Origin of the sequence: Rhodococcus koreensis (genome assembly GCF_017068375.1) — a bacterium.
Lineage (GTDB): Bacteria > Actinomycetota > Actinomycetes > Mycobacteriales > Mycobacteriaceae > Rhodococcus_F > Rhodococcus_F koreensis.
This window is the reverse complement of the sequence record NZ_CP070609.1, coordinates 5,991,285-6,010,240: the sequence shown is the minus strand read 5'-3', so window position 1 is coordinate 6,010,240 and position 18,956 is coordinate 5,991,285. Positions and strand designations below refer to the sequence as shown.

17 protein-coding genes are annotated in these 18,956 nt (G+C 68.6%); 8 read left to right on the top strand and 9 right to left on the bottom strand.

The genetic code is table 11. The features are described from left to right. The first annotated feature begins 86 nt into the window (after positions 1–86). Both JWS14_RS27600 and JWS14_RS27595 read left to right on the top strand, forming a co-directional pair. Complete coding sequence (locus tag JWS14_RS27600) at positions 87–1,124, top strand: alpha/beta hydrolase (RefSeq protein WP_095863386.1); 1,038 nt, start codon at positions 87–89, stop codon at positions 1,122–1,124. Positions 1,125–1,187: 63 nt separating this feature from the next. Beyond that, positions 1,188–3,122: a propionyl-CoA synthetase gene (locus JWS14_RS27595; RefSeq protein ID WP_206014836.1), complete on the top strand. Its 1,935-nt coding sequence runs from the start codon at positions 1,188–1,190 to the stop codon at positions 3,120–3,122. Positions 3,123–3,126: 4 nt separating this feature from the next. On the opposite strand, the gene JWS14_RS27590 is transcribed toward JWS14_RS27595, so the two are convergent. Next, positions 3,127–3,693, bottom strand: coding sequence for a TetR/AcrR family transcriptional regulator (locus tag JWS14_RS27590; RefSeq protein WP_206014835.1), 567 nt, complete (start codon positions 3,691–3,693; stop codon positions 3,127–3,129). Between the two features lie 97 nt (positions 3,694–3,790). Here JWS14_RS27590 and JWS14_RS27585 point away from each other — a divergent pair, with 97 nt between their 5' ends. Next, positions 3,791–4,999 (top strand): MFS transporter, encoded by a 1,209-nt coding sequence (locus tag JWS14_RS27585; RefSeq protein ID WP_206014834.1) that lies wholly within the window; start codon positions 3,791–3,793, stop codon positions 4,997–4,999. A gap of 21 nt (positions 5,000–5,020) precedes the next feature. Here JWS14_RS27585 and JWS14_RS27580 read toward each other — a convergent pair whose 3' ends face one another. Both JWS14_RS27580 and JWS14_RS27575 read right to left on the bottom strand, forming a co-directional pair. Further along, positions 5,021–6,361 (bottom strand): cryptochrome/photolyase family protein, encoded by a 1,341-nt coding sequence (locus JWS14_RS27580; protein ID WP_095863383.1) that lies wholly within the window; start codon positions 6,359–6,361, stop codon positions 5,021–5,023. Between the two features lie 29 nt (positions 6,362–6,390). Further along, positions 6,391–7,308, bottom strand: a complete 918-nt coding sequence (locus tag JWS14_RS27575) for a mechanosensitive ion channel family protein (protein WP_072944788.1) — start codon at positions 7,306–7,308, stop codon at positions 6,391–6,393. An 82-nt stretch (positions 7,309–7,390) separates the two neighbouring features. Between JWS14_RS27575 and JWS14_RS27570 the strand changes: the two genes are divergently transcribed. Both JWS14_RS27570 and JWS14_RS27565 read left to right on the top strand, forming a co-directional pair. Next, positions 7,391–8,107, top strand: a complete 717-nt coding sequence (locus tag JWS14_RS27570; protein ID WP_095863382.1) for a response regulator transcription factor — start codon at positions 7,391–7,393, stop codon at positions 8,105–8,107. Next, positions 8,104–9,444 carry a sensor histidine kinase gene (locus JWS14_RS27565; protein ID WP_095863381.1) on the top strand — a complete coding sequence of 447 codons (1,341 nt, stop codon included), beginning with the start codon at positions 8,104–8,106 and terminating at the stop codon, positions 9,442–9,444. The genes JWS14_RS27570 and JWS14_RS27565 overlap by 4 nt, the downstream gene beginning before the upstream one ends. Positions 9,445–9,473: 29 nt before the next feature. Here the strand turns inward: JWS14_RS27565 and JWS14_RS27560 are convergent, their stop codons facing one another. The 5 genes from JWS14_RS27560 to pdxH all read right to left on the bottom strand — a co-directional run bounded on the left by JWS14_RS27560 (position 9,474) and on the right by pdxH (position 14,623). Beyond that, on the bottom strand, positions 9,474–9,836 hold the full coding sequence (locus JWS14_RS27560) for an FKBP-type peptidyl-prolyl cis-trans isomerase (protein ID WP_072944793.1): 363 nt from the start codon (positions 9,834–9,836) through the stop codon (positions 9,474–9,476). A gap of 47 nt (positions 9,837–9,883) precedes the next feature. Beyond that, the gene (locus JWS14_RS27555; RefSeq protein WP_072944795.1) at positions 9,884–11,179 is read right to left on the bottom strand and encodes a citrate synthase; all 1,296 of its coding nucleotides are present in this window, start codon (positions 11,177–11,179) and stop codon (positions 9,884–9,886) included. A 428-nt stretch (positions 11,180–11,607) separates the two neighbouring features. Further along, positions 11,608–12,570 carry an aldose 1-epimerase family protein gene (locus JWS14_RS27550; protein ID WP_072944797.1) on the bottom strand — a complete coding sequence of 321 codons (963 nt, stop codon included), beginning with the start codon at positions 12,568–12,570 and terminating at the stop codon, positions 11,608–11,610. A gap of 52 nt (positions 12,571–12,622) precedes the next feature. Further along, positions 12,623–13,909, bottom strand: coding sequence for an MFS transporter (locus JWS14_RS27545; RefSeq protein ID WP_072944798.1), 1,287 nt, complete (start codon positions 13,907–13,909; stop codon positions 12,623–12,625). Between the two features lie 42 nt (positions 13,910–13,951). Beyond that, positions 13,952–14,623: a pyridoxamine 5'-phosphate oxidase gene (gene pdxH / locus JWS14_RS27540; RefSeq protein WP_083395616.1), complete on the bottom strand. Its 672-nt coding sequence runs from the start codon at positions 14,621–14,623 to the stop codon at positions 13,952–13,954. Positions 14,624–14,893: 270 nt separating this feature from the next. Between pdxH and JWS14_RS27535 the strand changes: the two genes are divergently transcribed. Together JWS14_RS27535 and serC are read left to right on the top strand one after the other, a co-directional pair. Further along, entirely contained in the window at positions 14,894–16,024 is a 1,131-nt protein-coding gene (locus JWS14_RS27535) for a citrate synthase 2 (RefSeq protein WP_005244097.1), read from the top strand. Positions 16,025–16,065: 41 nt separating this feature from the next. Next, on the top strand, positions 16,066–17,187 hold the full coding sequence (gene serC / locus JWS14_RS27530; RefSeq protein WP_072944802.1) for a phosphoserine transaminase: 1,122 nt from the start codon (positions 16,066–16,068) through the stop codon (positions 17,185–17,187). A 64-nt stretch (positions 17,188–17,251) separates the two neighbouring features. Here serC and JWS14_RS27525 read toward each other — a convergent pair whose 3' ends face one another. Next, positions 17,252–17,737 carry a nucleoside deaminase gene (locus JWS14_RS27525; RefSeq protein WP_015888807.1) on the bottom strand — a complete coding sequence of 162 codons (486 nt, stop codon included), beginning with the start codon at positions 17,735–17,737 and terminating at the stop codon, positions 17,252–17,254. Between the two features lie 303 nt (positions 17,738–18,040). On the opposite strand from JWS14_RS27525, the gene sepH reads away from it, so the two are divergent. Then, positions 18,041–18,898 carry a septation protein SepH gene (gene sepH / locus JWS14_RS27520; RefSeq protein ID WP_072944804.1) on the top strand — a complete coding sequence of 286 codons (858 nt, stop codon included), beginning with the start codon at positions 18,041–18,043 and terminating at the stop codon, positions 18,896–18,898. Positions 18,899–18,956: the final 58 nt, after the last annotated feature.

Below are 18,956 nucleotides of genomic sequence, written 5' to 3'. Positions count from 1 at the left end.
ATGTTTGCCGGTTACCGTGAAGGGGGAATGTTTCCGGGTATCAGCGGACGGTTGTCGGGCACCGCAGTCAAGCACGAGGAGCGGCTATGAGCGCGATCGGACACTGTCGGGCACTCCTGGCGGTCGCCGTCATTGCCTCGTCTGCCATGTTCGGTCAGATGGCGACGGCGTCTGCGGACGTGTGGCGGGCCCTTCCCGCCGACAAGCCGGCCTCGGCGGACGGTTCGGTCCTCGACCACATCGAGGAGATCGACGACCGCCAGCTGAACATGTTCGTCTACTCGGCGGCGATGGAGAAGGTGATCCTCCTCGAGGTCATCCGCCCCGCCGACACGAGCGTTCCCCGGCCGACCCTGTACCTGCTCAACGGTGCCGGTGGCGGCGAGGATTCGGCGACGTGGCAGGCGCGGACGGACGTGGTCAGCTTCTTCGCCGACAAGAACGTCAACGTCGTCACTCCCGTCGGCGGGGCGTACAGCTACTACACCGACTGGGAGAAGCCCGATCCCGTCCTCGGCGTGAACAAGTGGACGACTTTTCTCACCGAGGAACTTCCCCCGATCGTCGACGCCGCACTCGGAGCGAACGGCGAGAATGCCATCGCGGGTCTGTCGATGTCGGGCACATCCGTCCTGAGCCTGGCCGAGGCCGCCCCCTCGCTGTATCGCGCCGTCGGCGCGTTCAGCGGGTGCGCCCAGACGAGCACCAAACCGGGCCGGGACTACGTCACCTTCGTCGTCAGCTTCCGCGGCGGAGACGTCGAGAACATGTGGGGACCGCCCGACGACCCCGCCTGGGTGGCCAACGACCCCGTCGTCAACGCCGAGAAGCTGCGCGGCATCGACTTGTACATCAGCAATGCCACCGGGCTGCCCGGCATCCACGAGAACCTCAACGGCCCGGACATCAACGGAGATGTGGGTGTCCTCGCCAATCAGGTGATCATCGGCGGCATCATCGAGGCGGGTACCAACGAGTGCACCCATCAGCTGGCCGACAGGCTGAACGCGCTGGGAATCCCGGCCACGTACGACTTCCGGCCCACCGGCACCCACTCGTGGGGCTACTGGCAGGACGACCTGCACAACTCCTGGCCGATGATCGCCGGTTCCCTCGGCGTCTGACCGGGCGCACCCGACGTCGCATAGGGTGTTTCGGGTCACAGGACGACGAGAGGACGTGCATCGATGAGTTCCCCGGGAACTGCGCCTTCGAGCGACAACCATGGCCAGAGCTACGCCGAGGTCTACCACCGGAGCGCCGACAGTCCCGAGGAGTTCTGGCTGGCCGCCGCCGGTGCCGTGGAGTGGGAGCAGCCGCCGACGCGGGCGCTCGACGACTCGGCCGCCCCGATGTACCGGTGGTTCCCGGATGCGTCGCTGAATACCTGCTTCAACGCCCTGGACCGGCACGTGCGCGACGGCGACGGGGACCGGGCTGCGTTGATCTACGACTCGGCGATGGTCCCCGACGCGTCCCGCACCTACACCTACGCAGAACTTCTCGACGAGGTGTCCCGGTTTGCCGGCGTCCTGAAGGACCAGGGCGTGGTGGCCGGGGACCGGGTGATCGTCTACATGCCGATGATCCCCGAAGCGGCGATCGCGATGCTGGCCTGCGCCCGCATCGGCGCCGTGCACTCGGTGGTGTTCGGGGGTTTCGCCGCGAAGGAACTCGCGACCCGCATCGACGACGCCGGACCGGTGGTCCTGGTGACGGCGTCGGGCGGCCTCGAACCGGGGCGCACCGTCGAATACCTCCCGATGGTGGCGAAGGCGCTGGAGTTGTCCGCCGCCCCTCCGCACACGGTGATCGTCAAGGACCGCGAGCAGGTCCCCGGTTCGGCCGCCGACTATCAGGGCGGCGAGACGGCGTGGTTCGACTGGGACGCACTGGTAGCGGATGCCGCACCCGCGGAGCCGGTTCCGGTGGCCGCGACGGACCCGCTGTACATCCTGTACACGTCCGGCACCACCGGGAAGCCGAAGGGCGTGATCCGCGACAACGGCGGGCACGCGGTCGCGCTGACGTGGTCGATGCGCAACATCTACGACATCGGCCCGGGTGACGTGTGGTGGACCGCGTCCGACGTCGGCTGGGTGGTCGGCCACTCGTACATCGTCTACGGGCCGCTCCTCGCCGGTGCCACGTCCGTGCTCTACGAGGGCAAGCCGGTCGGGACCCCGGACGCGGGGGCGTTCTGGCGGGTGATCTCCGATCACGGGGTGTCGGCCCTGTTCACGGCACCGACCGCGATCCGCGCGGTGCGCAAGGCCGATCCCGACGCGAAGGAGATCGAGAAGTACGACATCTCCTCACTGAAGACGCTGTTCGCGGCGGGCGAGCGCCTCGACCCCGACACGTACGCGTGGGCGACCCGCGTCCTGGGCCGTCCCGTCGTCGACCACTGGTGGCAGACCGAGACGGGCTGGGCGATCTGTTCCAACCTGCGCGGGCTCGAACCGATGCCGCTGAAGGCCGGATCCCCCACCGTCCCGGTTCCCGGGTACCGGGTGCAGGTCGTCGACCGCGAGGGGAACGTGGTTCCGGCCGGGGCCGAGGGCAACATCGTGATCGGCCTGCCCCTGCCTCCGGGGACCCTGGCCGGGTTGTGGCGCGACCCGGAGCGGTACGTGAAGTCGTATCTCGCCACGTTCGAGGGCTACTACCTCACCGGCGACTCCGGGTACATCGACGAGGACGGGTACGTGTTCGTCCTCGGGCGTAGCGACGACGTCATCAATGTTGCCGGACATCGCCTTTCGACCGGAAGCATGGAGGCCGTGGTCGCGGGACACTCCGCGGTGGCCGAGTGCGCGGTGGTCGGGATCCGCGACGAACTCAAGGGCCAGCGGCCCAGCGGCTACGTGGTGCTCAAAGCCGGCGTCGACATCGACCCCGAGACACTCCGCACCGAACTGGTCGCAATGGTGCGTGAACAGATCGGGGCCGTCGCCACGTTCCGCGACGTGACGGTCGTGCAGGCGCTGCCCAAGACCCGCTCCGGCAAGATCCTGCGCAAGACGATGCGGCAGATCGCCGACCACGAGGAGTACACGGTGCCCTCCACCATCGAGGACGTCGCCGTCCTCGACGCGCTGAAGAAGCAGTTGGGCGGCTGACCACTCAGACCCGGACGGCCGCGTCGAGTGCCTGATCCACCAGCACCTCGACGCGGTCCGTTTCGAGTGGGTCGAGGTCGAACAGGATGCGGTAGATGATCGGCGCCACCACGTGGTCGATCACGTGCTCGACCGCGCCCTGGACACCCGAGGCGACCGGCTCCCCGCGTCCGACGATCGTCTCGATCTGGGTGCGGCAGAACGTCGCGCACTGGAGCGGATTGGTCTCGCCGCTCATCACGACGTCGCGCAGCGCCGCCCGCCCCACCGGCGAGGACATCTCCTCGAGGTACTCCTGCGCCCAGGCGACGAGGTCGCCTCGCACACTGCCGGTTTCGCGCGGAGGCGCATCGGGACGCAGTCGCTCGATCGCGACGTCCGCGAACACCTCGGTGATGTCACCCCAACGCCGGTAGATGGTCGACGGAGTGATCCCGGCGTCGGCGGCGATCATCGGGACCGTGATGTCTGCTCGGTCGCGCTCGTCGAGGAGCTTGCGGGTGGACGCGTGCACCGCCTGCTGGATGCGGGCGCTGCGCCCGCCGGGGCGTGGACCTGGAGCCGGACTCATGACCCCATGCTAACGCAAAGATGTTGCATTAAGAATGGCTGCGGCGTAGCGTCCGTTAACGCAAACCTTTTGCTTTAACGTTCTCCGGGAGTAGCCCATGCCGACCCTTGCACCCGAAGCACCACCGACCTCTCGGCCCGCGCTGCGCCGCCGCGCCGCATTCACGCTCGTCGCGGTCGTGATCGCCACCCTGCTCGGCGCGTCCGCCGCCCCGACACCGCTGTACGAGCTGTACCAGTCGAACTGGGGCTTCTCCTCGCTGCAGTCGACGCTCGTCTTCGGCATCTACGCGCTGAGCCTGCTGCTCGCACTGCTCACCGTGGGGTCCCTGTCGGACTACGTCGGCCGGCGCCCCGTGCTGATCACGGCGCTCGCGTTCGAGGCCGTCTCGATGATCATGTTCGCGACCGCCGAAGGCATCGGACTGCTGCTGCTCGCCCGGGTGGTGCAGGGATTCGCGACCGGCGCCGCGATCAGCGCCCTCGGCTCCACCCTCCTCGACCTCGAACGCACACCGGGACGCGGCGCCACCGTCAACAGCATCGCGCCCACCGCCGGTCTCGCGCTGGGCGCCATCGGATCGAGCCTCATCAGCGAGCACCTTCCCCGGCCAACCAGCACCGTGTTCCTGGTGCTCCTCGCGCTGTTCGTCGCCGAGATCCTCGGCATCTGGGCCGCACCCGAGACGGCGGTCCGGCAGAAGGGTGCGCTGGCGTCGATGCGGCCGGCGCTCGCGGTCCCGGCCACCGCACGGAGAATGCTCGTCGCCACGGGCCCCTGTCTGATCGCCGTGTGGGCACTCGGCGGATTCTACCTGTCGCTCGGACCGTCACTCGCCCGCAACGCGCTCGACGTGCACACGTCGCTGATCGGCGCAGTCATGGTCGCGACGCTCACCGGGACCGGCGCACTCGCGGTGTTCCTGCTGCGCAACGTCGCGGCACGGCGCATCCTCGCAGTCGGAGCGTCGGCCCTCGTCGCCGGCGTCGCCGTCACCCTGGTCGGCGCCGAAACATCCTCGGCACCCTTGATTCTCGCGGGAACCGCGGTGGCGGGCATCGGGTTCGGCGCGGGCTTCCAGGGCACCATCCGCACCGTCATGCCGCTCGCCGAACCGCACGAGCGGGCGGGTCTGCTGTCGAGCATCTACGTGATCGCCTACCTCGCCAACAGCGTTCCGGCGCTGGTCGCCGGATACCTCGTCGGGCAGGTCGGACTCGTCGACACCACCCGCATCTACGGCGGACTCGTCATCGTCCTCGCCGCGGCGGCCCTCCTGCGCAAAGCGCCCGTGAGTACTTCTTAACCGCCCGCGGTTAACAAGTACTCACGGGGTCTTGATCTCGCCGTACCGGGCCAGGGCCTCCTGCCGTTCGTGGGCGTGGTCGACGATCGGCGGCGGATAGTCCTCGGGGCGGCCGTCTTTCAGGGCGTGGACGGCCTTCCCGGAGATGCCGCGCAGTTCGGGCACCCACCGCCGCACGTATTCGCCGTCGGGGTCGAACTTCTCACCCTGGGTCGTCGGGTTGAACACCCGGAAGTACGGCGACGCGTCCGTCCCCGACCCCGCCGTCCACTGCCAGCCGTGCTGGTTGTTCGCCAGATCGCCGTCGACGAGCTGGTTCATGAAGAAGCGGGCGCCCCGCCACCACGGCAGGTGCAGATCCTTGACGAAGAACGACGCGACGATCATCCGCACCCGGTTGTGCATCCAGCCTTCGGCTTTCAGCTGACGCATCCCGGCATCGACGATCGGGAATCCCGTCCGGCCCTCGCACCACGCCGTGTACGCCTCCTCGGCGTCGGGCCCGCTGTCGTAGCGGATGTGGTCGAAGCGGCGGTCGTAGTTTCCCCGTGCGCTGTCGGGGCGCTGGAAGAGGATGTCGGCGTAGAAGTCCCGCCACGCGAGCTGCCGCCGGTATTGCTCGGCACTCTTGCTGCGGCGGCGGGCGAGATCGCGGAGCATCGTCCGCGGATGAATGTTGCCGTACTTCAGGTACACCGACATCCGGCTGGTCGCGTCGAGCCCGGGACGATCCCGCGCGTCCTCGTACCCGGCGAGGTCGTCCTCGCAGAACTCCGCCCACCGTTCCAGAGCCGCCGCCTCACCGGCGGCGTACCCGTCGGATTCGGGTTCGGGGATCGTCACCCGCCGCGTCTTCACGTCGTCCGGGTCCATCCACTCCACCGTCGCGGGCCCGGTGTCGATCGGCGCGCGCCACCCGTGCTCGAGCCACTGCCGGAAGTACGGGGTGAACACACGGTACGATTCCCCGTCCGCCTTGGTCACCCGGCCGGGCGCCACGGCGTACGGCGAACCGGTGGCCACCAGATCGACGTGCTCGGCGACGGCGGCATCCCGCTCGCGACCGTAGGGTCCGTAGTCGGCGCTGACATGCACTTCTCCGGCCGCGACCTTCTTCGCCACCCGCGGAACCACGTCGACGGGATCGCCTTTCACCACCAGCAGCCGGCCGTCGAGCCGGTCGTCCAGTGCGGCGAGGCTGCGGAACAGGAAGTCCCGGCGGGCGCCGCCCGACGTGGTCAGCAACCGGTCGTCGAGAACGAACAGGCCGAGCGCACGCGCCCCCGACTCGGCGACCGTGTGGAGCGTCGGCAGGTCACCGAGCCGGAGGTCGCGGCGGAACCAGACGAGTGCGGTGTCCATGTCTGCCACGGTAACGAAATGCGGGCCGCTCAGTTGGTGGAGCGAGCCGAAGACAGCACCGACAGGTACGGGGCGTCGATGTCGTAGTGCGTGAACGCCGACAACGCCGCGCGGGCGAACGTCCGCTGCACCGCCCACTGCCTGCCGGGCTTGGTTCGCGCGGTGATCCGCAGCGTGACCGATTCCGCGGTCACCGAGTTCACGCCCAGCAGTTCCGGGGGTTCGAGCACGTCCGCCGCGATCGCGTCGCCCTTGGCCGCCTCGGTGACGGCCTCCAGCGCCACCTCGCACGCCCGTTGCACGTTGGCGGCGTGCGCGATCGGCAGATCGACCACCGCGACCGCGTACCCCTGACTCATGTTGCCGACCCGCACGATCTCACCGTTGCGGCAGTACCAGAGGGTGCCGTTGACGTCGCGGATCGTGGTGACCCGCAGACCCACCGTCTCGACCGTTCCCACGGCCTCGCCGAGGTCGACGACGTCGCCGACCCCGTACTGATCCTCGAGCAGCATGAAGATGCCCGACAGGAAGTCCCGGACGAGGTTCTGCGCACCGAAACCGAGTGCGACACCGATCACACCGGCGGACGCGATGAACGGCGCGACGTTGACGCCGAGGACGGCGAGCACCTGGAGCACCACCCAGATGAGCACCACGATCGACACAGTCGATTTGAGCACCGACCCGATGGTCCGGGCGCGTTGCGCGCGACGCTCGTTGACCATGGCTTCCTTGACACCGCGCGGGGCGCGTTCCCGCAGGGGACGGAGCATGGCCGGTTTGTCCGAGGGCTCCCGGGGACGCGTCATCCGGTCGATCATCCGGTGCAACGCGAATCGCAGTACGAGCGCCAGGACGACGTAGGTCGCGATCTCGGCCGGCCGGTGAATCAGCCAGTCACGGTTGGTTTCGGTCAGTTCGAAGGCCTGCAGCGAAGGAAACATCCTCAACGAGTGTACGGACGAGACACGCTCTCACAACTGCCATCCGCACGCTCTGTGGTCGCGCCCACGGCACAATGCAGGGGTGACCGTCACAGACTCAGCCAGTGTCCTCGTGGTCGACGACGACGAGGACGTGCGGACGTCCCTCGAACGCGGCCTGCGCCTGTCCGGATTCACCGTCCTCACCGCCGTCGACGGCGCCGACGCACTGCGGGTGGTCAGCGAGCAGCGCCCGGACGCGATGGTCCTCGACATGAACATGCCGGTCATCGACGGCACCGGCGTGGTGACCGCGCTGCGCGCGATGAGCAACGACATCCCGATCTGTGTGCTCAGCGCCCGCGACACCGTCGACGACCGCATCTCCGGTCTGGAGTCGGGCGCCGACGACTACCTGGTCAAGCCGTTCGTCCTCGCCGAACTGATCGCGCGGATCCGGGCGATGCTGCGCCGGCACGGAACGACCACCGCCGCGCCCACCGACTCGCCCGCGACCCCGCCGATCCGGATCGGTGCGCTCGAGATCCGCATGTCCGCACGCCGGGTCTTCATGGCGGGCGAGGAGGTGACGCTGACCAAGCGGGAATTCGAACTGCTCGAGATTCTCGCCCGCAACGTCGGCATCGTGCTGAGCCGCGAGCGGCTCCTCGAACTGGTGTGGGGGTACGACTTCGTCGCCGACACCAACGTGGTCGACGTCTTCGTCGGCTACCTGCGGCGCAAGTTCGAGGTCGGTGGTCAGCCGCGCCTCCTGCACACGGTCCGCGGAGTGGGGTTCGTGCTGCGGGAACCGTCGTGAAACGGTCGTTCTCCCTCCGGACCCGTGTGGCCGCCGCGACGGCGCTCGGCGCGACGATCATCGTCGTCGCGCTCGGCATCCTGGTGTCGCTGGCGATCAACCGGAACAACCTGTCGCAGCTCGACCGGCGGCTGGAGACGGCGTCGGATGTCCTCGTGCCCAACGCCGCCACCGCCGGGCTGTTCCTCGGGGCGCTCGGCGACAAGGGCGCGTTCGCGATCACGATCCGTTCGGCCGACGGCAACACCGTGCTGGTCAGCACCCCCACCCAGCTGCCCGAACTCGATCCGGGCACACAGACCGTCGAGGTCGGTGACACGCAGTACCGGGCGTACACCGCCACCGTGCCGCTCCTCGGCACCCGGATCTCCCTGGCCGTGCCGTACGCCGAAGCGCAGGACGTGACGTCCGAGCAGCAACGGCAGGTGGCCCTCGTGGGGGTCCTCGCCGTCGCCGCCGCCAGCGGCCTCGGGTGGCTGTTCGGCGGTCGTGCGGTGCGACCCCTGGTCGACCTGACCGGCCGCATCGTGCGCCGCGAACCGAAACTGACACCCACGTCCTCGGGGGTGCGGGAGGCCGACGAACTGGCGTCCGCCGCCGAGTCGATGCTGCGCGACGTCGCCGAGGCGCAGGCCGCGACCACCGCCGCACTCGCCACCGCCCGCGATTTCGCCGCCGTGTCGGCGCACGAACTGCGCACGCCGCTCACCGCTATGCGCACCGACCTCGAGGTCCTCGCCACCCACGACCTGACTCAGCCGCAGAGGGACGAGATCCTTCACGACCTCGCCCGGGCGCAGGGGCGGGTGGAGTCGACGCTGTCCGACCTCGAGCGCCTCGCCCGGGGCGAGCTGTCCACCGACAAGGACTTCGTGGATTGCGACCTCGTCGACATCAGCGACCTCGCCGCGGAGGAGGCGATGCGTCACAACCCCGGCCTGCAGGTGACCGTCTACGCGGCCCCGGTGACGGTCCGCGGCATGCCCGGCGGACTGCGCCTCACCCTGGACAACGCCATCAAGAACGCGGTACGGCACGGCGGCGCCACCGCGGTGACGATCACACTGAGAGCGGCCGACGGCATCACCACCGTCGTCGTCGACGACAACGGTTCCGGGGTGCCCGAGGCCGAGCGGACCGCCGTGTTCGAACGGTTCCACCGCGGTTCCAACGCGACGAAGAGCGGATCGGGCCTGGGCCTCGCGCTCGTCGCCCAGCAGGCCGCATTGCACAACGGCAGCGCACGTTTCGAGGTCAGCCCGCTCGGCGGCGCACGGCTCGTCGTGGAATTGCACACCGACACGACCCGGAAAGCGGAAAGCCCCGCTTCACCGTGAGGTGATGCGGGGCCTTCGGACCGTGGAGACTATTCCTTCACGTCCAGCAGGTCGATCATGAACACCAGCGTCTTGCCGGACAGCTGGTGTCCGGCGCCGGCGGGACCGTAGGCGAGCTCCGGCGGGATGGTGAGCTGACGACGTCCGCCCACCTTCATGCCGGGGATGCCGTCCTGCCAGCCCTTGATGAGGCCACGCAGCGGGAACTGGATGGACTCGCCGCGGCTCCAGGAGGAGTCGAACTCCTCGCCGGACTCGAACTCGACGCCGACGTAGTGCACCTCGACGGTGCCACCGGGGACGGCCTCGGCGCCCTCTCCGACGACCACGTCCTTGACGACCAGGTCGGTCGGGGCGGGTCCCTCTTGGAACTCGATCTCGGGCTTGGTCATGTGTCCTCCTCGATGAGGGCTCTATGGTTCGGCACAGGTGTTCGCGATCAGCGACCTGTGACGTCCTTGTAGTCACGCTCGGTGTAGCCGGTGTAGATCTGGCGCGGACGGCCGATCTTCGTAGCGGGATCTTCGTGCATCTCGCGCCAGTGTGCAATCCACCCGGGCAAGCGGCCCATGGCGAAGAGAACGGTGAACATGCGCGTGGGGAAGCCCATGGCGCGGTAGATCAGACCCGTGTAGAAGTCGACGTTCGGGTACAGCTTGCGCTCGACGAAGTAGTCGTCGGTCAGCGCCGCCTCTTCGAGGGCCATCGCGATCTCGAGCAGTTCGTCGTCGCCGCCGAGCTTGTCGAGGATGGTGTGTGCCGTCTGCTTGACGATCGCGGCGCGCGGGTCGTAGTTGCGGTAGACGCGGTGCCCGAAGCCCATGAGCTTCACGCCGTCTTCCTTGTTCTTGACCTTGCGGACGAAGTCGCCTGCGTTGCTGCCGCTGGCCTTGATCTCGTCGAGCATCTCCAGCACCGCCTGGTTGGCGCCGCCGTGCAGCGGGCCCCAGAGTGCGTTGATGCCACCGGAAATCGAGGTGAACAGGTTGGCGTCGGAGGAGCCGACCAGGCGGACCGTCGACGTGGAGCAGTTCTGCTCGTGGTCGGCGTGCAGGATCAGCAGCATGTCGAGTGCCTTGGCGATCTCGGGATCGATCTCGTAGGGCTCCGCGGGGAAGCCGAACGTCATCCGGAGGAAGTTCTCGACGAGGTTCAGGGAGTTGTCCGGGTACAGGAACGGCTGCCCGACGGACTTCTTGTACGCGTAGGCGGCGATGGTCGGCAGCTTCGCGAGAAGACGGATGGTCGACAGTTCGACCTGTTCCGGGTCGGCCGGGTCCAGGGAGTCCTGGTAGTACGCGGACAGCGCGTTGACGGCGCTGGACAGCACCGGCATCGGGTGCGCGTTCCGGGGGAACCCGTCGAAGAACCTCTTCAGGTCCTCGTGCAGCAGCGTGTGGCGCCGGATCCGGTCGGTGAACGACTCCAGCTGCGCCGGAGTGGGCAGCTCACCGTAGATCAGCAGGTAGCTGACCTCGATGAAAGTCGACTTCTCGGCCAGCTGTTCGATCGGGTATCCGCGGTAACGGAGGATCCCCTTCTCACCGTCGATATAGGTGATCGCGGAGCTGGTGGAGGCGGTATTGACGAAACCCGGGTCCAGGGTGGTGTACCCGGTGCTGGCGAGCAGCTTGCCCAGTTCGATACCGTCATTGCCCTCGGTTGCCCTGGCAATGGACATCGTGTGCTCACCACCAGGGTAGGTAAGCGTGGGCTTTGTGTCATTGTCAGGCACGAAGCATCCCTCTCAAGCTCAAACCAATGAGTAACAACTTCATTCAGGTAGAAACTAGCCCCACTCTGGCCTGCCTGCCGAAGGCGGGTCCGCTCAGGGGCCGTGACGCGGCCTCCCCGCGGGATGCGTGGCGACCTCGGGGAAGGGTCGGCGAACGGGTTGGTCGAGTGTCCGATTTGCCCGCACGGCGCGGGAGCGGAATCCGTGAGGGCCAGTTGCCCGGGACTGGACTGGCCTCGTTACCTGCGCCGATGCCGAGGACGGCGAAGAACGCACGCCGTGGCACCCGGTGCAGTGAGGGAAGTACAGAGGCTGGCACAAAGACCGTCGGCCGCGACGGAAGAACCCCCGCCGGACGTATCGGCCGGACCGCGACCGGTGTTACACCGTCTCACCAAGTGGGCACCCGGCGGTCGAAAATCGAACCGCTACGACCCCCGCGCCGACATGCCCCACACACCGGTCCACTGCTGTCCCGGAGCGAGCACCAATTGATCGATTCCGGAGTTGAACGCATCCGGCGGGCACGTCATCGGTTCCAGGGCCAGCGCCCGGCCGCGGCCCGGGTACGACTTGCCCGCGTCGGGATCCGCGACGAACGCCTGCAGCCAGCCGAACTCCCGGGCCGCCCACAGGACCGTTCCGGTGCCGTCCGGTGCGCGCAATTCGTGCCGCGACCTGCCGTCCACGTCCACATCCAGTGCGCTGAACGGGGTGTCGAGGGCCACACCCGCCAGCGTCCGGGGGCTGGTGAAGTCGTAGTCGGTGCCCGCGACGGCCTGCGAACCGCCGCTGGGCAGCATCCGCTCGTCGAGCGGCAGCCGGGTGCCTGCCGACAGGCGCAGCGTGCACTCGTCGAGGGGAAAGTCGCCGGCGCGGACGTAAGAGTGGAAACCCATCCCGAACGGCGCCGGGATGGCCCCCGTGTTGGTGGCGGTGTGCGTCACGGTCAGACCGTCGTCGCCCAGGACGTAGTCGACGGTGAGCCGCAGCGGGTACGGCCACCCCTTGTGGAGGCCGACGTCGATCGACAACTCGATGCGGTCGTCGGCGTGATTGACGACACGCCAGTCCCGGCGACGGACGAATCCGTGGCTCGCGTTGGCGAACCCCGGCTCCGTGATCTCGAGCTGATGGTCGATGCCGTCGAAGGCGAACCGGCCGTCGCGGATCCGGTTGGGCCACGGCGCGAGGATCAGCCCGGCCGACAGCGGGGGCCGGGTGCCGAGGTCCCACGTCTCGGTGAGCGCCGTCGGCCCGTCCGGACCGTCCCGTTCGAGTAGCCGGAGTCCGGCACCGGTGGCCGCGATACCGGCCCGGTAGCCGCCGCCCCGGATCTCGAATCCAGCCGCGGCAGGCCTGTCCGTCTTCGACGACTGTGATTCACCCATGCATTTCAGTGTGCACGAGATCTACACGAGATATGTGATGGCGCACGGGAACCTAACGCGTGACCTTGTACCGCATCAGCGCCGGGAACGCGAGCGCGGCGATCACCACGCCGATGACGACGAGGACGCCGCCACCGGCCGCGGCGACGCTCGTTCCGACCGCCGCGGCCGCTGCGCCGTGCAGGACGTCGCCGATCCGCGGACCCCCGGCGACGACGACGATGAAGACGCCCTGGAGTCGTCCGCGCATCTCGTCCGTGGCGACCTGCTGGAGCATGGTGCTGCGGAACGCCGCGGAGACCATGTCGACGGCGCCGCCGAACGCGAGGAACGCCAGAGCGATCCACAACAGGGCGGGACTGCCGCCGGGTGAGGCGAGTCCCACGACGACGCCGAAGCCCACCATCGCCAGACCCCACAGCGCGATGCACACGATCACGGCGCGGCCCTGACGCCGGACCCTCGGCAGCCAGCCGGAGAACACGCCGCCGGCCACCGCACCGACGGACATCGCCGCGAACAGCAGGCCGAGCGCCACACCGCCGGAGGCCGGGTCGCCGAACGTGTCGTGCGCGATCTGCGGGAACAACGCCCGCGGCATACCGAACACCATCGCGATGATGTCGACGACGAACGACGCGAGCAGCACCTTCTGGGTGGCGAGGTAAGCGAACCCGTCGAACACCTCGCGCAGCCCGGCGCGCCGGGACTCCCCCGTCGGCGGGATGGCCGGCAGCCGGAGTACCGCCCACAGGGTGGCCAGGAGGGCGATCGAATCGACGAGATACAGCGTCGACAGCCCGACCACCGGAATCATGACCCCGGCGAGCAACGGTCCGGCGATGGCGCCGAACTGCATGACCGTCATGTTGAGCGAGTTGGCCGCGGGCAGCTGTTCCACCGGGATGAGCCGCGGGATGATCGCGCTGCGGGTCGGCTGGTTGACCGCGAAGAATGCCTGCTGCAGACCCAGCAGTCCGAGCACCAGCCACACGTTGTTCAGGCCGAGCGCCGCCTGCACCCAGAACAGCACCGCCGTGACACCGAGTCCGACGGTGGTGATCGTCAGCAGTTTCCGCCGGTCCATGACGTCGGCGAGCGCGCCGCCCCACAGTCCGAACACGACCAGCGGTACCAGCGCGAAGACACCGGTCAGTCCCACGTACGCCGAGCTACGGGTGATCTCGTACACCTGCTGCGGCACGGCGACGACGCTGAGCTGTCCGCCGATCACCGTCACGATCCCGGCCGCCCACAGGCGCCGGTAGTCCCGGTTCTGCAGCGGCGCCGTGTCGGCGAGCAGCCGCCGCTTCCTCTTCTCGGTGACGGTGTCGGTCATTCTTCCCTTAGCTCGTTTCCCATGCTCACTATTCCCCGGTCGTCACGGCTGCAGCCGCTCCACCGTCCACGAGCCGTCGACCAGCGACGTCCGGATGCGGTTGTGCATCCGGTTGGCGCGGCCCTGCCAGAACTCCACGACAGCGGGGCGGATCAGGATTCCGCCCCAGTCCGGCCGCACCGGGATGTCGACGTCGACGGGGAAACGCTCCGCCGCGTGCAGCAGCGCGGCGTCCAGTTCGGCCCGTGAACCGATCGGTCGCGACTGCTCGGACGCCCACGCCCCCAGCCGGGATCCGCGGGGCCTGCTGTGCCAGTACTCGTCCGTGACCTCGGCACTCACGCGCTCGACCGGGCCGCGGACGGTGATCTGCCGGGCGACGGGCACCCAGGTGAACGTCACCGACGCGTACGGCACCGACTCCAGCTGGCGGCCCTTGTCCGAGTCGTAGTTGGTGAAGAACAGCACACCGTCGGCACTCAGTCCCTTGCAGAGGACGGTGCGGGTGCACGGGTGTCCGTGCTCGTCGACGGTTCCGAGGGTCATCGCGTTGGGTTCGGGGACCCCGGACTCCACAGCGTCCTCGAGCCACCCGCGCATCAGGGGAAGCCAGCCGTCGCTCAGCTGGTCGGCGTCCAGATCGGAGTCGATATACGCTCCGTCGGCGCCCTGGTGTGCGTAACCGACGCGCATGGCCGCGAGGTCCTTGTTCACCGGTTTCGGGTGTTCTGCATCTGGAGACACAGCCGAGAACGCTACTCCCGGGTATGCACTGATCAACTCTCCGGTGACACCGGCTAAAGTTTTGGGGACCGAACCCGTCCCCTCGGATTGCAGCCGCGATCGTGCGATGCCCGGGGACGGCAAGTCGATTGCGCGGACGAGGGTGCCTGCCCATCCCGCATGCACGCCCAGCGCAATTGTCGAACGCCGAGACAGTGCCGCTCTGACCGGGGGCACTCGAACGAGGAGAGTCCACGAGCTATGTCAGCTAGCGCGGCAATACCGGACGATTTCGTCAGCGGACTGGAAGGCGTGGTCGCGTTCACCAGCGACATCGCCGAACCCGACAAGGACGGCGGCGCCCTGCGCTACCGCGGCGTCGACATCGAAGAACTCGTCTCCAAGCACGTCACCTTCGGCAACGTGTGGGCCCTGCTCGTCGACGGCCGCTTCGGCCCCGGACTGCCCCCGGCCGAACCCTTCCCCCTCCCCGTGCACACCGGCGACGTCCGCGTCGACGTCCAGGCCGGCCTCGCGATGCTCGCCCCCATCTGGGGATACCAGCCCCTCCTCGACATCGACGACGACACCGCCCGCGAACAACTCGCCCGCGCCTCCGTCATGGCCCTGTCCTACGTCGCCCAGTCCGCCCGCGGCATCTACCAGCCCGCCGTCCCGCAGAGACGGATCGACGAGGCGAAAACCGTCACCGAACGGTTCATGGTCCGCTGGAAGGGCGACCCCGACCCCGCCCACGTCGCCGCCATCGACGCCTACTGGGTCTCCGCCGCCGAACACGGCATGAACGCCTCCACGTTCACCGCCCGCGTCATCGCCTCCACCGGCGCCGACGTCGCCGCCTCCCTGTCCGGGGCCATCGGCGCCATGTCCGGCCCGCTGCACGGCGGCGCCCCCGCCCGCGTCCTGCCGATGATCGAGGACACCGAGAAGTCCGGCGACGCCCGCGCCCTGGTCAAGGGCATCCTCGACCGCAAGGAAAAGCTGATGGGCTTCGGGCACCGCGTCTACCGCGCCGAAGACCCCCGCGCCCGGGTGCTGCGCGCCACCGCCAAGCGCCTGAACGCACCCCGCTACGAGGCGGCCGCCGCCCTCGAGCAGGCCGCCCTCGCGGAACTGCGCGAACGCCGCCCCGACCGGGCCATCGAGACGAACGTCGAATTCTGGGCCGCGGTCATCCTCGACTTCGCCGAGGTCCCGGCGCACATGATGCCCGCGATGTTCACCTGCGGCCGCACCGCCGGCTGGTGCGCCCACATCCTCGAGCAGAAACGCCTCGGCAAACTCGTCCGCCCCGCCGCCATCTACACCGGGCCCGCACCCCGCACCCCCGAGTCCGTCGAGGGCTGGGACCAGATCGCCCACACCAGCTGACCGTCTCCCCCGCCTGAATCAGTAAGGAACAGAAAGTAGCGATGACCTCCACACCGATCATCCCCGCAGACCTCCTGCCCGCCGACGGACGGTTCGGCTGCGGACCGTCCAAGGTTCGCCCCGAACAGCTGCAGTCGCTGGTCGAGGTGGGCGCCTCGGTGTTCGGCACCAGCCACCGCCAGAAGCCCGTGAAGGACGTCGTCGCCAGCGTGCGGTCCGGCCTCGCCGACCTGTTCTCCCTGCCCGAGGGTTACGAGGTGGTGCTCGGCAACGGTGGCACCACCGCGTTCTGGGATGCGGCCGCATTCGGCCTGATCCGGGAGAAGTCGCTGCACCTCACGAACGGCGAGTTCAGCTCCAAGTTCGCGTCGGTCGCGAAGAACAACCCGTTCATCGGTGACCCGATCGTCGTCTCCGCCGACCCGGGCAGCGCGCCCGAACCGGTCTCCGATCCGTCCGTCGACCTCATCGGCTGGGCGCACAACGAGACGTCCACGGGTGTCGCGATCCCCGTCTCGCGTCCCGCGGGCTCGGAGAACGCGCTCATCGCCATCGACGCCACCTCCGGCGCCGGCGGTCTGCCGGTGAACGTCGCCGACGCCGACGTGTACTACTTCGCGCCGCAGAAGTGCTTCGCCGCCGACGGTGGCCTGTGGATCGCGCTGATGAGCCCGAAGGCGCTCGAGCGGGTCGCGGAGATCAAGGATTCGGGTCGCTGGACCCCCGACTTCCTGTCGCTGCCCATCGCCGTGGACAACAGCTCCAAGGACCAGACGTACAACACGCCCGCGGTCGCGACGCTGCTGCTGCTCGCCAACCAGATCGACTGGCTGAACGGCAACGGCGGCCTCGACTGGGCCACGTCGCGTACCGCCGATTCGTCCTCGCGCCTGTACCAGTGGGCCGAGGCCAGCGACTACGCCACACCGTTCGTCACCGATCCCGCGCACCGCTCGCAGGTCGTCGGCACCATCGACTTCGACGACAAGATCGACGCCGCCCAGGTGGCGAAGATCCTGCGGGCCAACGGCGTCGTCGACACCGAGCCGTACCGCAAGCTGGGCCGCAACCAGCTGCGTGTCGGCATGTTCCCGGCGATCGATCCCGAGGACGTCTCGCAGCTCACGAAGAGCATCGACTGGGTCGTCTCGCAGCTCGGCTGAGACCCGGCACCTGCACCCGTCAGCCCCCGGCACCGAAGTGCCGGGGGCTGACGGCGTCTCGGGGTCAGTCCGTGTCGAGGAAGCGGTGGAACGGCGCGAGCGCCTCGTCGCCGAGATGCGGCCCGCTCACCTGGATCTCGACGCTCGCCGCATCGAGCACGTCGGCGCAGCCCAGCGTGAACCGCGGTCCGTCGGGGAGAATCCGGGAGAAGTCCGCGGACGAGGCCGCGTAGACCACCCGCGTGATCCCGGCCCACACCATCGCCGCACTGCACATCGGGCACGGCTCACCACTCGCGTACATGGTGGCGCCGACCAGGTCGCCCGTTCGGCCTTCACCGCAGGCGGTGGTGATCGCGTCGAGTTCCGCGTGCTCGGTGACGTCGGCGGACGTCGCCACGGAGTTGGCGCCCTCACTGATCACGTGACCGTCGGCGCCGACCGCGACCGCACCGAACGGCCTGTTGCCCGCGTCCCCCGTCTCGTCGGCGAGTTCGATGGCCCGCCGCAGGTGGGCAAGGTCCACGTCGTCGACATCGCTCTGGCTCATCGACTCAGATCCACTTCTGTTCCGACGCCCCGTTGCCGGGCTGTGTCGATCAGTATGCGCGCCGCGGCGAGGTCCTGGAGGCCGATCCCGACGGAGTTCTCCAGCGTGATCGCCCCCGTCCAGGTCACCCGCACGAGGCAGCGCGCACCCCGCAGGACGGATCGATCGGGAAACGAGGAAGCGTAGCGCGCACCCGACGCCGGAACGGGATTTACCCGCGCGTGTCCTGCCGCGCGGGCTGTCACGAATGAATTACAGTTGCCGGGGCGCAGAGTCGCGAGCCGGCGCGATAAGGAGGTCAACGTGCGAGAGCTTCGAGTGATCGGTCTCGAGCCCGATGGTTCGCACGTCGTGTGCGCAGATGCCAGTACCGGCGAAAAATTCCGGCTTCCCGCCGATGACAAACTCCGCGCTGCATCCCGCGGGGACATCGCTCGACTCGGCCAGATTGAGATCGAAATGGACAGTCAGCTCAGGCCCCGCGAAATCCAGGCCCGCATCCGTGCCGGCGCCTCCGTCGAACAGGTTGCCGACGAGGCCGGTATCCCCCTGGCGAAGGTGGAGCGCTTCGCGTATCCCGTTCTGCTCGAACGTTCCCGTGCGGCCGAGATGGCGCAGGGCGGACACCCGGTGCGCGACAACGGCCCCGCCGTTCCCACTCTCGCCGAGATCGTCACGCAGGCGTTCCGCGCGCGGGGACACAACATCGACGACGCCGCGTGGGACGCGTGGCGCGACGAGGACAATCACTGGGTCGCCCAGCTGCAGTGGCAGGCCGGGCGGACCACCAACGCGGCGCACTGGCGGTATCAACCGGACGCGCACGGTGGCACCATCGTCGCCCTCGACGACACCGCCTTCGACCTGATCGACCCCGACTTCGGCCGTCCGCTGCGCGGATTGGCGCCGGTGGCGTCCGACGAACCGGAACAGCTCGAACTCGCCGAGTTCCCCACCGAGGTGGAGGTGCCGACGATCGAGCCCGAGGAGATCATCGAGGCCGACGTCACCGAGGAGCCCGAGGACGAGCCCGCTTCGCCCGAGGAGCCGGCCGCACCCAAGATCGCCCCGCACCAGACGAACAACAAGGACAAGCGCGGCAAACCCGCACTCCCCTCTTGGGACGACGTCCTGCTCGGTGTCCGCAGCAGCGGACGCTGACCGTCGGCGCGGTAAGCAGGCCGGGAACCCGGTCGGGGTCGTACTCTTTCAGGAAGAC